This is a genomic window from Nonomuraea sp. PA05 (genome assembly GCF_008086045.1).
Lineage (GTDB): Bacteria > Actinomycetota > Actinomycetes > Streptosporangiales > Streptosporangiaceae > Nonomuraea > Nonomuraea monospora.
In genome coordinates this window covers 22392-36270 of record NZ_VSEY01000013.1, presented here as the reverse complement: position 1 = coordinate 36270, position 13879 = coordinate 22392, and the positions used below count along the sequence as shown (strand labels likewise).

At 73.4% G+C, this 13879-nt stretch carries 12 protein-coding genes; 5 read left to right on the top strand and 7 right to left on the bottom strand.

Annotated features, from left to right (window positions below; translation table 11 throughout):
• Positions 1-3: 3 nt before the first annotated feature.
• Complete coding sequence (locus FXF51_RS21140) at positions 4-1986, bottom strand: pentapeptide repeat-containing protein (protein ID WP_148436261.1); 1983 nt, start codon at positions 1984-1986, stop codon at positions 4-6.
• A gap of 142 nt (positions 1987-2128) precedes the next feature.
• Between FXF51_RS21140 and FXF51_RS21135 the strand changes: the two genes are divergently transcribed.
• Positions 2129-3052, top strand: coding sequence for an LD-carboxypeptidase (locus FXF51_RS21135; protein WP_148436260.1), 924 nt, complete (start codon positions 2129-2131; stop codon positions 3050-3052).
• A gap of 64 nt (positions 3053-3116) precedes the next feature.
• Entirely contained in the window at positions 3117-3473 is a 357-nt protein-coding gene (locus FXF51_RS21130; RefSeq protein ID WP_148436259.1) for an ArsR/SmtB family transcription factor, read from the top strand.
• A 1-nt stretch (position 3474) separates the two neighbouring features.
• Here FXF51_RS21130 and FXF51_RS21125 read toward each other — a convergent pair whose 3' ends face one another.
• Positions 3475-3933, bottom strand: a complete 459-nt coding sequence (locus tag FXF51_RS21125; RefSeq protein WP_148436258.1) for a hypothetical protein — start codon at positions 3931-3933, stop codon at positions 3475-3477.
• Between the two features lie 117 nt (positions 3934-4050).
• Positions 4051-5010, bottom strand: coding sequence for a hypothetical protein (locus FXF51_RS21120; protein WP_148436257.1), 960 nt, complete (start codon positions 5008-5010; stop codon positions 4051-4053).
• Between the two features lie 240 nt (positions 5011-5250).
• Between FXF51_RS21120 and FXF51_RS21115 the strand changes: the two genes are divergently transcribed.
• Entirely contained in the window at positions 5251-8397 is a 3147-nt protein-coding gene (locus FXF51_RS21115) for a BTAD domain-containing putative transcriptional regulator (RefSeq protein WP_148436256.1), read from the top strand.
• 45 nt (positions 8398-8442) lie between these two features.
• Here the strand turns inward: FXF51_RS21115 and FXF51_RS21110 are convergent, their stop codons facing one another.
• Positions 8443-8802, bottom strand: a complete 360-nt coding sequence (locus FXF51_RS21110) for a YybH family protein (protein ID WP_222871392.1) — start codon at positions 8800-8802, stop codon at positions 8443-8445.
• Between the two features lie 218 nt (positions 8803-9020).
• Here FXF51_RS21110 and FXF51_RS21105 point away from each other — a divergent pair, with 218 nt between their 5' ends.
• Both FXF51_RS21105 and FXF51_RS21100 read left to right on the top strand, forming a co-directional pair.
• Positions 9021-10199, top strand: a complete 1179-nt coding sequence (locus tag FXF51_RS21105; protein ID WP_148436255.1) for a cytochrome P450 — start codon at positions 9021-9023, stop codon at positions 10197-10199.
• Positions 10200-10230: 31 nt separating this feature from the next.
• Positions 10231-11196, top strand: a complete 966-nt coding sequence (locus FXF51_RS21100) for a threonine/serine dehydratase (protein ID WP_148436254.1) — start codon at positions 10231-10233, stop codon at positions 11194-11196.
• A 53-nt stretch (positions 11197-11249) separates the two neighbouring features.
• Here the strand turns inward: FXF51_RS21100 and FXF51_RS21095 are convergent, their stop codons facing one another.
• From FXF51_RS21095 to FXF51_RS21085, 3 genes are all read right to left on the bottom strand, one after another.
• Positions 11250-12323: a serine hydrolase domain-containing protein gene (locus FXF51_RS21095; protein ID WP_148436253.1), complete on the bottom strand. Its 1074-nt coding sequence runs from the start codon at positions 12321-12323 to the stop codon at positions 11250-11252.
• Positions 12324-12392: 69 nt separating this feature from the next.
• On the bottom strand, positions 12393-12950 hold the full coding sequence (locus FXF51_RS21090) for a TetR/AcrR family transcriptional regulator (RefSeq protein WP_148436252.1): 558 nt from the start codon (positions 12948-12950) through the stop codon (positions 12393-12395).
• 28 nt (positions 12951-12978) lie between these two features.
• Positions 12979-13803, bottom strand: coding sequence for an alpha/beta fold hydrolase (locus FXF51_RS21085; protein ID WP_148436251.1), 825 nt, complete (start codon positions 13801-13803; stop codon positions 12979-12981).
• Between the last annotated feature and the right edge of the window lie 76 nt (positions 13804-13879).

Genomic DNA, 13879 nt, shown 5'->3' with positions numbered 1-13879 from the left:
TGATCATTGGCGGGACAGGGCGCGGGTGAGACCGGCCAGGATGGTGGTCGCGAGGATCCACCCCGCCGCGATCAGCGCCGCGGCGAACCACTGCTGCCACCCACGAGGCCCGAACGCGCCCTCCTGCCCGAAGCTGATGATCGGCAGCAGCAGGTCCAGCGTGTACAGGAACGCGTTGAAGGCAGGCGCCTCGCCGGGCTTGAGCGCGGGCGGCTGCTGGACGGCGAACACCAGCGTGCCCACGACCAGAAGGGCCGCCAGCCACAGCGCCGCACGCAGCGGCCGGTAGCCGTACCCGACGGTCCAGTCCTGGAGGTGCCCCCACACCCGCGCCCCCAGCCGCTGCCCCGTCCGCAGCCGGCGCTGCTTGGCCAGCAGCACGTCACGGGCGGCCTCGTCGTGCCCGTGCCTGCGGTAGACAGCGGCCAGCTGCTCGTACGGCTGCGGCTGGTAGGCCTGCCTGCCCAGCCAGCCGAGCCGATCCCGGACGGGCAGGGGCGTCTCCAGGCCGTCGTAGGCGAAGCCGTTCATCCGGAGGTCGGCCGGCCACCTGTCGGGGACGTCGTCGAGCACCCCCACCCGGGTGTGCCGCAGGTCGGCGGCGCGCAGCAGCACCGTCTGCGGCCCGATCTTCAGCGACGCCGCCTCGACGCCACGCAGGTGCAGGTCGCCGTCGACGGTGGTCTCGGCGAAGCAGAGCGTGGCGGCGATCCGGGCGTTCCTGACCGAGACGGCCCCCTCGGCCGTGAACCCCTCGCAGCAGTCGACGCCGCCGCCCACAACCACCTCCCACATCGTCAGCGCACGCCCGGCGGGGTTGCGGATCGTGGCCCCGTGGAACTCCATGCTGCCCTCGACACTGGCGGTGACGAGCAGGACCTCGCCGTCGGCGGTGAAGCCCTCGCTGCAGCTCAGCCTGCCGGTGACGCCCAGCCGCCGCAGGGACAGCGCCGTCGCCCCCGGGTTGGACAGCTTCCCGCCGTCGAAGTTGACGGATCCGCGCACCTGCGTGGAGTCGAGGAACACCTCTCCCGCCGCCGTGAAGGCCGGGGTGGCGCGCAGCCCGCTGCCGATCTCCATCAGCGGCGCGTTGAGCGCGCGTCCCGCCGGGCCGGCGAGGCTCGCATGGGCCAGGGAGAGCTGGCCGGACACGTGGGCGGCGCGCAGGAGGACCTCGCCCTCGGCGGTGAAACCGTCGTTCAGCAGCAGGGCGCCCTCGACGGTGAGCCGCTCCGCGTTCATGGCCAGGCCGCCGGGGTTCGACAGCCGGGCTCCGCTGAACACGCATCGGCGTCCCATCCGGGAGTCCTGCACGTTCACCTCGCCGTACGAGCGGAAACCGTGACGGGACAGCAGCCCGCCGTCCACGACGATCCCCTCGGCAGTGAGGGCGCGACCGCCCGGCAGCCCGGCCCGCGCGCCGTCGAGGATCAGCGTGCCGCCGATCCTGGCGCCCGCGACGCGTAACTCTCCGTGTACGGCGGCGTCCGCGCACAGCAGGTCCCTGTCGACGACGAGGCCGTCGGCGTGCACGGCCGGGTCCGCGTGGATCGCCGCGCCGCCCAGGTCCAGCGTCCCGGACACGTGCGCGCCGCCGAGCAGGACCGGGCCGCCGAACACGCACCCCTCCAGCCTCAGGCCCCCGCCGATCACCGCGTCGGCGGCCCGCAGGCCGGGCAGCCGGGAGCCGGTGAGATCGACCGGTCCTGTGCGGGCCCCGGTGAGTACGGGGGCCTCCTCGAACTCGCATCCGGTCAGGATCAGCGGGTGCTGCACCTCGGCGTGCGAGAGGTCCAGCCGGCCGGTGATCCTGGCTCCGGACAGGTGCACGCCGGGCGTCCGCCCCGGCTGGCGCTCCTGGGCGCCGAGCAGCAGCCGCGCGATCGTCGCCGCCCGCACGGGAGCGCCGGGCAGGTCCACGGGACGCGCTGTCGGGAAGGCCTCCCAGAGGACGAGTTCCGGCTCGAAGAGATCGTCGGTGATCACAGGGGCACTCCCGGGACGTCGGCGCGCGTCGGCAAGGAGATGCTCCAGGGCCGCCCCTCGCCGCGCAAGCGGCCGGTGCCGGGCGGGGTGCACTGACCTTTACGCGAGACTGCTGTTTCTCGGACCCGGAACAGGAGGCACGGTGACCACTTCGAGCACGACCCCCGGAACCCCCTGGCCGCGGCTGCGGGCCGGCGACCACGTCGGCATCGTCTCCCCGGCCAGCTTCCCCGACGCCGCCTCGGTGGAGCAGCTCATCCAGATCCTGCGGGGCTGGGGCCTGGCGGTGAAGGTCGGCGCGCACGTCCTCGACCAGCGAGGCTACCTGGCCGGGCACGACGCGGACCGGCTCGCCGACCTCAACGCCGCCTTCGCCGACCCCGAGATCCGGGCCGTCATCACCACCAGGGGCGGCGCGGGCGCCTACCGGATCATCGACGGGCTCGACCTCGGCGCCATCCGCGCCGACCCCAAACCGCTCGTCGGCTTCAGCGACATCACGTACCTGCACCTGGCCATCTGGCACGGCTGCCGGGTGCCCGTCATCCACGGCTGCCTGGTCGGCGAGAACGCCGTCGCCACCGTCAAGCACCTGCTCACCAGCACCGAACCGTCGGTGCGGCACCGCAACCCGCACCTCATGTCGGTGGCCGCCGAGGTGCCGGGCCGCGCCACCGGCTACCTCATGGGCGGGCACCTCGGCTCGATGGCCGGGATGGCGGGCGCCGGGCTGCCCGCCCTGGACGGGGCGATCCTGCTGATCGAGGCCGAACGCACCGTCGGGATCGGCCAGATCGACCGGCAGCTCACCCAGCTCATCCGATCCGGGGCGCTCGAAGGTCTGCGCGGGGTCGCGCTGGGCCGTTTCCCCGGGTTCGAGGACTACACGGACCGGGGCTGGAACCTCATCGACGTGCTGCGCGACCGGCTGGTCCCGCTGGGCGTCCCCGTGCTCGGCGGCCTGGAGCTCGGTCACGGCCCCGACCCGCACGCCGTCCCCCTCGGCACGACGGCCGAGCTGGACACCGGCAGCGGCACGCTCGTGCTGCAGCCGCCCGCGAGGTGACGCGGTCCCGCGACGGCCGTCGTAGCATGGCGTGCCAGCCCTGATCGCCCGAGGAGGAGACCGCGTGGCCCGCCCGAAGACCAGCCCGCGCACCGTGGACAACCCCCCGGCCGCCGAGGTCACCCTCCAGCAGTTCCTCGAAGCGGTCGCCGACCCCGTGCGCCGCTCGATGATCGCGCAGCTCGCCGTCGCGGGGCGCGACCTCAGTTGCGGAACCTTCGACCTGCCCGTCTCCCGGTCGACCGCCACCCACCACTTCAACGTGCTGCGGGAGGCGGGCATCATCCGGCAGCACTACGAGGGCACCACCAAGATCAACAGCCTCCGGCCCGGTGATCTCGACGGCCGCTTTCCCGGGCTGCTCGCGGCCGTCGTCGACGCCTGCGTCCGCGAGAGCGGCCGGGTCGCGGCCGCGACCTGAGTCAGGCCAGGGCCGCGATCTCGATGCGCGTGTTGTCGGCGGGCGCCACCAGGCAGGGCAGCACCACGTTGCCCTTCTCCAGGCGTTCCCCCATGGACGAGGTGAGCCGGGTGGTGCGCTCGATGTCGTACGGGCTGCCCGACTGAGGGGTGACGCGCAGCCGCAGCAGCCAGAAGTAGCGGCCGTTCTGCTTGTTGGAGGTCTGCTCGGCCCCCAGGACCGTCGCGTTGCACGGCACCGCCGCCGCCCGCTCCTGCGCGGTGAACGTCCGCAGCGCGGTGGACTCCAGGCTCGCGAACGAGATGGAGCCCATGGTGAGCACCCCCGCGCCGAGGAACAGGAACGTGGCGCTGACGTACGCCCCGGCCCGCGTCTCCGGCTTCCGCCTCAATCTGACGAACAGCACCACGCCGACGATCGCGGCGATCACGGCGGCGGTCCCGAAGACGATCGATCCCATCCCTGCTTCTTCCTCACACTGGGCGGCGGGCCTCGGCGGGCCGCCTGGTCCGTACTTACGCCGGTAGTGGATCAGGCGCCGCTTGCACGGCGACTGCAGTTCGCATGATCGGCTCCGCTATCGGTGGACGACCTCTTTCCTGGAGCGCCCGGGATGGACCACGATCAGATGCCACTCGGCGGGCAGCATGCCGGCGCTGTCCGCATCGGCCCGCGCGTACACGCGCACCCGGTAGTGTCCCGGCCCGTCGATCGCCAGGTTCGGCAGGGCCCGCCCGGCCCCCTCCTCGCCGCCCGGCCGCAACACCGGCACCGCCAGCCGGCCGCTGCGGCTGGTGACGCCCACCTCGGCGACCTCCTGCCACCCCTTGAGCCGCAGCGGCGGAGCCTCGCCGAACGCCTTGACGGTCACGCAGAGGCCCCGTCCCCCGATCGTCCGGACGGCCACGCCGGTCTCCCCGGCCGCCAGCAGGCCGTCGTAGTCGTGCTCGACGCCGTCCTCGTTGGCCGGGTCCCGGTCGTCGGCCAGGTGGTAGCCGCCGCCCTCGGAGGTGAAGTACGCGGCCGTCCCCTGCGCGCGGGCCCGGGTGCGGGGCCACGGGTCGCGGCAGGCGGCGTTGCTCGCGGCGACATAATCGGCCTCGTCGGCGGCCAGCAGCTCGTCCGAGGGGCGCAGGGCCGCGCCGCCGACGGCGTCGGGGCACAGGAACACCAGCGCGCTGTCCAGGCCGTGCAGGTTGATCGTGAAGTCGCCGCTGCGCAGCCACTCGTCGGCTCTGCGCCAGCCCGGCTGGGCGCACAGGGCCCTGCCGCGCCCCAGGAGGGCCTGGTCAGGCTCGCCCGGCGGGAACATCGGCCCGCCCGCGTCCCGTACCAGACAGAGGAAGGCGCGCTCGCGGTCCTGCGCCCGCGTGGCGTCGATGCTCCGGTGCCGCTCCGTCCAGGCGGGGCAGCCGAGGTCGTACGGGCGGGCGGTCGTCAGCCCGCCCGTGGAGCCGGTCAGGGCGGTCAGCAGGACGGCGGTGACGACGCCCGCGGCCACCCGCGACCGGCCTGGTAAGAGGCCCAGCGTGGACATCACCACAACCTACACGCGCCGCTCGCCGGGGCGAGGCGTCATGGATCTTCCTCCGGCGTCCGGACGTGGCACGGGGCCGGCGGCGCGGCCGTCGTGGTTGGTCGCGCCGCGACGGCCCATCGGCCGGGGCCGGTGGGTGGCCACGGCGGCGCTGGTCGTATCGGCCTTCGGTACGCGGCACGCTGACCGCACCGGCCCGCCGATTCGTCGGCGTCGCCATACTTCGGCACAATTACCGTCGTGCGAGTTGGATTGCTCGGGCCGTTCGAGGTCCGGAACGGTGACGGGGCCCCGGTGGAGGTTCCCGGGGCGCGGCTGCGGGCCCTGCTGGCCGTGCTGGCTCTCGAGCCTGGGCGGATCGTCACCCGGTCGAGGCTGGTCGACTGGATCTGGGGCGAGCAGCCGCCCGCCGATGAGGTGAACGCCCTGCAAGCGCTGGTGTCGCGGCTGCGCAGAGTGCTCCCGGACGGCGTGATCGAGGCGGAGTCCGGCGGGTACCGGCTGGCGGTCGCCGCCGAGGACGTGGACGTGTGCCGCTTCGAGCAGCTCGTCAGCCAGGCCCGCGCCGCGGAGCCGGCGGCGCGGGCGGAGCTGCTGCGGCCGGCGCTGGCGCTGTGGCGCGGCCCGGCCATGGCGGACATCGCGTTGCGCGACAGCGAGGCGTTCGACGCCGTGGTCGCGCGGCTCGACGAGCTGCACGTCGCCGCGCTCAGCGACCGCGTGGACGCCGACATCCGCCTCGGGCGCGGCTCGGAGATGGTCTCCGAGCTGACGGAGCTGGTGGCGACGTACCCGCTGCGGGAAGGCTTCGTGGCCGCGCTGGTGCGGGCGCTGGCCGAGGCCGGGCGCGGCAACGAGGCGCTGACGTTGTACCAGCGCACGCGCGAGCGGCTGGCCGACGAGCTGGGCGCCGACCCGTCGGCGGAGCTGTCGGCGCTGCACACCGCGCTGCTGCGCGGCGAGCTGGGCGAGCGCGCGGACAGCGGCAGGACGAACCTGCGCGCCGAGCTGACGAGCTTCGTCGGCAAGGAGGAGGACGTCTCCACGGTCGCCGGGCTGGCCGTCAAGCACCGCCTCGTCACGCTGACGGGGCCGGGCGGTTCCGGCAAGACCAGGCTCGCCGCCGAGACGGCGCGGACGATGCTCGGCGAGCTGCCGGACGGCGCGTGGCTGGTGGAGCTGGCCTCGGTGCGGGCCGGCGGCGAGCTGGCGCAGGCGGCGCTCACCGCGATCGGCCTGCGCGACCAGGGGCTGCTCGGCAACGCGCGCGGCGGCGACACGATGGACCGGCTGATCGCCGCGGTGCGGGAGCGCGCGATCCTGCTGGTGCTGGACAACTGCGAGCACGTCATCGAGGCGGCGGCGGAGTTCACGGACCGGCTGCTGGGCGAGTGCCGCAGGCTGCGGATCCTGGCCACGAGCAGGGAGCCGCTGGGCATCACCGGCGAGGTGCTGTGGCAGGTCGAGCCGCTGGCGCTGCCGGAGAAGGGCGCCCCGCCCGCCGACGTGCTGGCCTCGCCCGCGGTACGGCTGCTGCGCGACCGGGCCGAGCTGGTGCGCAAGGACATCGGCTCCGACCCCGGGACCCTGGCGGCCATGGCGCGGATCTGCGCCGCGCTCGACGGGATCCCGCTGGCGATCGAGCTGGCCGCCGCGCGGCTGCGCACCATGTCGGTGGACCAGCTCGCGCGCCGGCTCGACGACCGCTTCCGCCTGCTGACCAGCGGCAGCCGTACGGCGCTGCCCCGGCACAAGACGCTGCGCGCGGTCGTCGACTGGAGCTGGGACCTGCTCAGCGAGGCAGAGCGCGGCGTGCTGCGGCGGCTGTCGGTGTTCTCCGGCGGGGCGAGCCTGGAGGCGGCCGAACGGGTGTGCGGGGGCGAGGTGTTCGCCGGGGAGCTCGTCCTCGACGTGCTGACCGCGCTGATCGAGAAGTCGCTGCTGCTGGAGGACGGCGAGGGCGCGCCGCGTTACCGGATGCTCGACACCATCAGGGAGTACGCGGCGGACCGGCTCGCCGAGGCGGGCGAGAGCGAGTCGGCGCGGCGGGCGCATCTGGCGTACTTCACCGAGCTGTCGGAGACGGCCGAGCCGCACCTGCGGCGGGGCGAGCAGCTGGAGTGGATGGCCAGGCTCGCGGTCGAGCACGACAACATCGTGGTGGCGCTGCGCGGCGCGATCGCCGAGGGGTGGGCCCTGGAGGCGATGCGGTTGGTCGGCGCGGCGGGCTGGTTCTGGTACCTCGGCGGCGACAGGGCCGAGGGCACGGAGCTGAGCATCGCGGCGGCCTCGCTGGAGGGCGAGGTGCCCGACGAGGTGCGGGCGCTGGCGTACACGATCGTGACGGTGTTCGTGACGTCCGGGTACGGCGACCAGTTCAAGGCGCGCGAGTGGATCCAGGAGGCGCACCGCTACATCCAGCGCAGCGGCGGGTCCAGCGGCCCGCTGCTCGGGTTCGTCGTGCCGCTGGAGCGGATGTTGCAGGGGCCGACGGAGTTCCTGCCCGCCTTCGACCCGCTCATCGCCGCGGACGACCCGTGGGTGCGGGCGCAGGCGCGGCTCGCCCGCGGCCGGTTGCGGCTGTCGCTCAGCGGTGACGAGACCGACGTGGACACCGACGCCGAGGTCGCCCTCGCCGAGTTCAGGACGCTGGGGGACCGGTGGGGGATCTCGCTGGCCCTGATGTTCCTGGCCGACCGGCTCGCCATGCGCGGCGAGTTCGTGCGCGCCTGCGCGTTCTACGACGAGGCGGTGGTGGCGCTGACCGAGCTGGGCGCGACCGAGGAAGTGGTGATCCTGCGGGCGCGGCAGGCCCAGCTCTACTGGCTGCTGGGCGACGAGCGCGCCAGCGCGTCCGCACTGGAAGGGGCGCAGCTGAGGGCGGGCGGGATCACATGGCCGGACGCGCTCGCCCAGCTGGAGATGGCCAAGGCGCACCTGGCGCGCTGGCGTGGCGAGCCGGAGCGGGCGCGGCAGCACCTGGCCACCGTGCAGGGCATCCTGGTCCACACGGATCTGGGGGAGGGGCTCAGCGCCGGAGCCTCGAACCTGTACGGCTACCTCACCGACGACCTGGAGGAGTCGCGCGCCCACCGGGCGGCGGCGCTCGAGACCGTCGTGGACCACGCGTTCCCGCCGCTGATCGCCGAGGTGCTGATCGGGATCGCGGACCTGGCGCTGCGCAGGGGAGAGGACGAGCAGGCCGTGCGGCTGCTCGCGGCGAGCGAGGGCGTGCGCGGCACCGTGGACCACTCGCAGCCGGACGCCGCCAGGATCGCCGACGAGGCGCGTGGCCGCCTCGGCGAGAACGAGTACGCCGAGGCGGTGCGGGCCGGCCGGGAGCTGGACTGGCGCGAACTGGCCGACACCACGCTCGCCGCGAGCTGAACGGTCAGCGGGGCGGGCTGACGCAGGCCGGCCGCCGGTCGAGGGTCAGCGGGGCGGGGTGACGAACTCGGGCTGGTCGAGGACGCGCAGCCAGCTCCCGTCCGGCTGGCGGCGCACCACCTGCGCCCTGGCCCCGGCCCCGTCCCGCGGCGGGGTCGAGGTGAGGGCCAGGTCGCCGCTGACCAGGGTCGGCAGCGGCTCCTCGGCCTCGAAGTGCGGCCGGTTCGCCAGCACCTTCTCCCAGAGGGCCCGGATGGCGGCCCGGCCGACGGTCCTGCTGCCCGGCGGGTAGGCGAGCACGGCGTCCTCCTCGTAGAGCGCGGCCACTCCGGCCGCGTCCCCGGCGTTGGAACGTTCGACGAAGAGCCGGGTGATGTCCTCCGGCCGCATGGCCTTCTCGCTCATGACGGTTTCTCCAGTTTCGTGTTCGGGGTCTCTTCCAGCCTGCCGAGAACGGATCTAGAAGTCCAACAGCTAGTTCTGATCGCTCCCATAAGCCGCGATTATGGCTTCCGTGTCAGCGCGATGACGGCCCCGTGTCAGCGCCGTCAGGAAGGCTGAACCGCACCTGACTTCACCGGACGAGGACGACCAAGAGCGACTCCCCTTACACCTTGACGACGATGCCGACCGAGCGGGCCGCCGGCTGCCCCTTCGACCCGCCCAAGGAGCTCGTCGAGGCGCGCGAGCACGGCCCCATCAGCCGCTTCCCCTTCCCCAGCGGGCACCAGGGCTGGCTCGTCACCGGCTACGACCTGGTGCGGGCGGTGCTCGCCGACCCGCGGTTCAGCTCGCGCAAGGAGCTGATGAAGCAGCACCCGCTGGTCGACTACGGCGACATCGAAGTGCCGCCCGCCGCGCCCGGCGAGTTCCTGCTCATGGACGACCCCCAGCACAGCCGCTACCGCAAGCCGCTGGTCGGCAAGTTCACCGTGCGGCGCATGCGGCTGCTCACCGAGCGCGTGGAGCAGATCACCGCCGCCTGCCTGGACGCCATGGAGAAGGCCGGGCCCGGAGCCGACCTGGTGACCGCGTTCGCCAAGCCCATCCCGGCCATCGTCATCTGCGAGCTGCTCGGCGTGCCGTACGAGGACCGCGACTCCTTCCAGGAGAACGTCGACAAGTTCATGAGCGGCGAGACCAGCGACGAGGAGCTGATCGCCGCCTACACCGCGGTGCAGACCTACCTCGGGCAACTCGTCGTCGCCAAGCGCGCCGACCCCACCGACGACGTGCTCAGCGACCTCACCGACAGCGACCTGACCGACGAGGAGCTGCAGGACGTCAGCCTCATCCTGCTGGCGGCCGGGCTCGACACCACCACGAACATGCTGGCGCTGGGCACGTTCGCGTTGCTGCGCGACCCGGAGCAGCTCGCCGCGCTGCGCGCCGACCCCGCGCTCGCCGAGCCGGCCGTGGAGGAGCTGCTGCGCTACCTCAGCGTCGTCAAGCAGTCCCAGCGGGTCGCGCTGGAGGACGTCGAGCTGGGCGGCCAGACGATCAAGGCGGGGACGACGGTCATCCTGTCGTACAACACCGCCAACCGCGACCCCGGGCGTCACGCCGACCCGCACGTGCTCGACCTGGGCCGGGAGGAGGGCGGTCACCTGGCCTTCGGGCACGGCATCCACCAGTGCCTGGGGCAGCAGCTCGCCCGCGTCGAGATGCGCGTCGCGTTCACCGCGCTGCTCGCCCGCTTCCCCACGCTGCGCCTGGCCGTGCCGGCCGAGGAGGTGGCCCTGCGGCCGGAGACCGCGGACGTCTACGGGGTCAAGAGCCTGCCGGTCACCTGGGACGCATGAGGTGCCGGCGGGGCTGTTAGGCTCCGGTGGCGTGCAGCAGACGCGCCTCGACACCGAGCGGATCCGGGTGGCCCGCCGGTCGATCGACCCCCTCTTCCTCGACTCCCCCCTGTACCGCTGCGAGACGCTGGAGCCCGAGCTGGGCTGCGCGGTGAGCGTCAAGCTCGAAACGGCGAACCCGGTCCGCAGCTTCAAGGGCCGCGGCACCGAGGTGATCGCGAGCGAGCTGGCCGCAGGCGGCTCGCGAGCCGTCGTGTGCGCCAGCGCAGGCAACCTCGGCCAGGCCCTCGCCTGGTCGGGCCGCGGCCGCGGGCTCGACGTCACCGTCGTGGCGTCCCGCTTCGCGCCCGTGGCCAAGCTCGATCGCATCCGCGCGTTCGGCGCGCGGCTGGAGCTGGTGGACGGCGACTTCGACCTGGCCCGCGACCGGGCGTCGGAGATCGCCCGCCGCGACGGCATCCGGCTGGTCGAGGACAGCCTGGACATCGAGACCTGCGAGGGCGCCGCCACCATCGGCCTCGAACTGGTCGAAAGCCTCGCCAAGACGCCGTTCGACACCGTCCTGATCGCTCTCGGCGGCGGGGCGATGGCCACCGGCATCGGGCACGTCATGAAGGACCTCGCGCCGGGCGTCGAGGTGATCTGCGTGCAGCCGCTGGGCGCGCCGGCGATGACGTACTCCTTCCACAAGCGGCAGGTCGTCACCACCGACTCCACCGACACCATCGCCGACGGCGTCGCGGGCCGCCGCCCCATCCCGGCCGTCCTCGACGACCTGCTCCTGGTCGCCGACGACGCCGTCCTCGTCCGGGAGGAGTCGATCATCGCAGGGATGCGGCTGCTGCTCGGCCACGCCGGCCTCGTCGTCGAACCGTCGGCCGCGCTGGGGGTCGCGGCGATCCTCGAGGACCGCGACCGGTTCGCCGGACGGCACGTCGTCACCGTCGTCTGCGGCAGCAACGTCGACGTGCACGCCTACCACCGCTGGGTCGGCTGACCACCGGCCGTACTGCCGGGGGCCGGCGACCGCGCCGGCGGCGGGCCGGTCGGCTAGCGGCCGCACATGGCCGCGACGAAGGCCCCGATCAGGTGCTGCCGGTTCTGCGGGACGCCCGTGACGTACACGGTCGCCGCACGCCCGGCCCGGTTCCTGCCGCTGAACACCGCGGCCCCCGGCATGTCCCCGGCCCCGAAGTAGACCTGGCCGCAGCCCGACTCCATCCGCGCCACCCCGTAGCCGTACCGGGCCCCCTCCGGCCAGCCCTCCTCCTCGACCGGCACCGTCTCGGCCGTCAACGTCCGCAGCGGAGCCTTGCTCCAGAACCGGTTGAGGTCCCGAGGGGAGGAGACCAGGCCGCCGCTGGGCCCGAACGCGTAGGTGGGCAGCCGGTCGGTCAGATCCACCTCGCCGTCCTGCGGGCGGGCCGGATGCACCCCGTACGTGTGGGCGTGCGGGCCGCGGATGCCGTAGTCGCCCTTGGCCGGCCAGTACGTGTCCCGCATCCCGTACGGCTTCAGCACCAGGTCGCGGCTCGCCTGCCGGAAGTCCTTGCCGGTCACCTCGGTCACGATCATGCCGAGGACCAGGTAGTTGGTGTTGGCGTAGGCGAACGAGCCGAGCGCCGTGGGCTTGCGCGACAGCGCCACCCGCAGGAAGTCCGGGAACGGCTCCTTCCACTCGACGGCGTCGAGGAACTCGGGCAGGCCGCTGGTCTGCTGCAGCAACATCCGGACGGTGATCCTCCGCCCGTCGATCGCCGCACCGTCCCCCGTGCCGCGCAGCACGCCGGGCAGATACCGCTCCACCGGCGCGGCCAGGTCGAGCTTGTCCTGCTCGGCCAGGCGCAGCACGGTCGCGGCGATGATCGGCTTGCTCATGCTGGCGATCCGGAACCGGCCCTCGGGGCCGACCATCGGCTTGCCGGTGCCCCGCCGCGCGGTGCCGGAACGCAGGGTCACGCTCGTGCCGTCCGCGGCACGCACCTGGCTCAGCGCGCCCGCCATGCCGTCCTGCCCGGTGAGCAGGTCGAGAGCGGACTGCGGCGAAGAGGCCGCGGCGAAGGCGGGAGCCACAGGGGCGGCGATCAGAGCGCCGGCGACGGCGGCGGCGAGCAATTTCGACATGACTCCACTGTGGCGTGAAGATCATGCGCGATCAGTCACGCCTGCACGCCTCACGCAGTGGGGTATTCCCTACCGGGCCGCCTCGCCCAGCCCCGAGGTCATCACGTCGATCAGCAGACGGTACGACTCGTCCACGTTCTCCGGCAGCCCGAACCCGCCGTCCGCCTCCAGCACCGAGAACCCGTGCATCGCCGCCCGGATGCAGCGCGTCGCGTGAATCGCCTCCGTGTCGCTCATCCCGTACGCCCGCAGCGCCGCCAGCACGATGCCCACCAGCCGCGCTTGCGCCTGCGCCAGGCCGGGGCCCGGCGTCTGCAGCATGGCCGAGTAGCGGCGCGGGTGGCGCAGGACGTACCCGCGCCAGCTCTCCATCAGCGCCCGGACCGCCTCGCCGCCCGACCTGCCGAGCACGGCGCCGCTCGTCTCGTCCGCCATCTCGTTCATGATCCGCACGGACAGGAGCTCGCGCAGCTCGGCGAGGTTGCGCACATGCTTGTAGAGGGACGGGGTGGCCACGCCCGCCCGCGCGGCCACCGCCGAGAGCGTCAGCCCCGGCTCCCCCTCCTCGTCCACGAGCCCCAGCGCGATCTCCACCACGGCTTCACGGGACAACGCCGCCCTGGCCATTCACGGCCCCCTTCTCGTCTATCGCCGGTCACTTCTTCAGGAACCCGAGGATCGCCTGCGCGACCTCGGCAGGGCGCTGATCGTGCGGGTAGTGACCCGCCCCCTCGATCATGACGACACTGCCCACGCCGGGCGCCATGCCCGCCACGATGCCGTTCGCCTCGGCCTCGGGGGCGGCCCAGTCGGGGTCCTGCGCGCCCATCACGATCAGCGCGGGGGACCGGACGCCCGCCAGGTGCTCGCCCGCGTCGGTCGGCGCCGACTGCCCCATCGTGGCCACCACGGCCATCCTGCCCGGCCGGCGCAGGCCGGCTTCGAGCGCGGTGACGTACTCGGCGTAGTCGGCGGGCTTGACGCCGGGGTAGGCGACGTCCAGGTAGCTCTTCCACAGGCCGGGGCTCTTGAAGATCGCGGCGCCCATCAGCCGCGTCATCCCCTTGCGGTGCCGCGCGACACTCAGCAGCCCGCCCACGTCGATCTTCTGCGCCCGCGTGAACGGGCCCAGCTCCACGATGGCGCTGACCAGCTCGGGGTGCCGCGCCGCCACGATGGTCGCGGCCCCGCCGGAGAACGAGTGCCCCACCACCACGGCCGGCCCGCCCAGGTGCCGGATCAGCGCGGCGATGTCGCCGGCCACGTCGGTGCGGGTGTAGGAGGGCCAGCCGGTGGTCGACTCGCCGTGGCCGCGGATGTCCAGGGCGGCGACCCGGTAGCCGGCGTCCGTCAGCAGGGGGGTCAGGTGGCGGAAGGCGCTGCGGGTGATGCCCATGCCGTGGGCCAGCACGATCAGGGGGCCTTGCCCTGTCACGTCGTAGGCAAGCTGTCCGCCGTCGACGGTGAGGAACTCGGTCATTTCTGCCTCCAGGCTCAACTTAGTAGCCCTAAAGCTAAACCCATTAGCTTGAGATGTCAAACGAGCCCGTCCTGCT

Excerpts from the sequence above, each read along its gene's own strand:
- FXF51_RS21125 (WP_148436258.1), bottom strand. The coding sequence starts at position 3,933 with ATGGGATCGATCGTCTTCGGGACCGCCGCCGTGATCGCCGCGATCGTC.
- FXF51_RS21120 (WP_148436257.1), bottom strand. The coding sequence starts at position 5,010 with ATGTCCACGCTGGGCCTCTTACCAGGCCGGTCGCGGGTGGCCGCGGGC.
- FXF51_RS21110 (WP_222871392.1), bottom strand. The coding sequence starts at position 8,802 with ATGAGCGAGAAGGCCATGCGGCCGGAGGACATCACCCGGCTCTTCGTC.
- FXF51_RS21105 (WP_148436255.1), top strand. The coding sequence starts at position 9,021 with ATGCCGACCGAGCGGGCCGCCGGCTGCCCCTTCGACCCGCCCAAGGAG.
- FXF51_RS21095 (WP_148436253.1), bottom strand. The coding sequence starts at position 12,323 with ATGTCGAAATTGCTCGCCGCCGCCGTCGCCGGCGCTCTGATCGCCGCC.
- FXF51_RS21090 (WP_148436252.1), bottom strand. The coding sequence starts at position 12,950 with ATGGCCAGGGCGGCGTTGTCCCGTGAAGCCGTGGTGGAGATCGCGCTG.
- FXF51_RS21085 (WP_148436251.1), bottom strand. The coding sequence starts at position 13,803 with ATGACCGAGTTCCTCACCGTCGACGGCGGACAGCTTGCCTACGACGTG.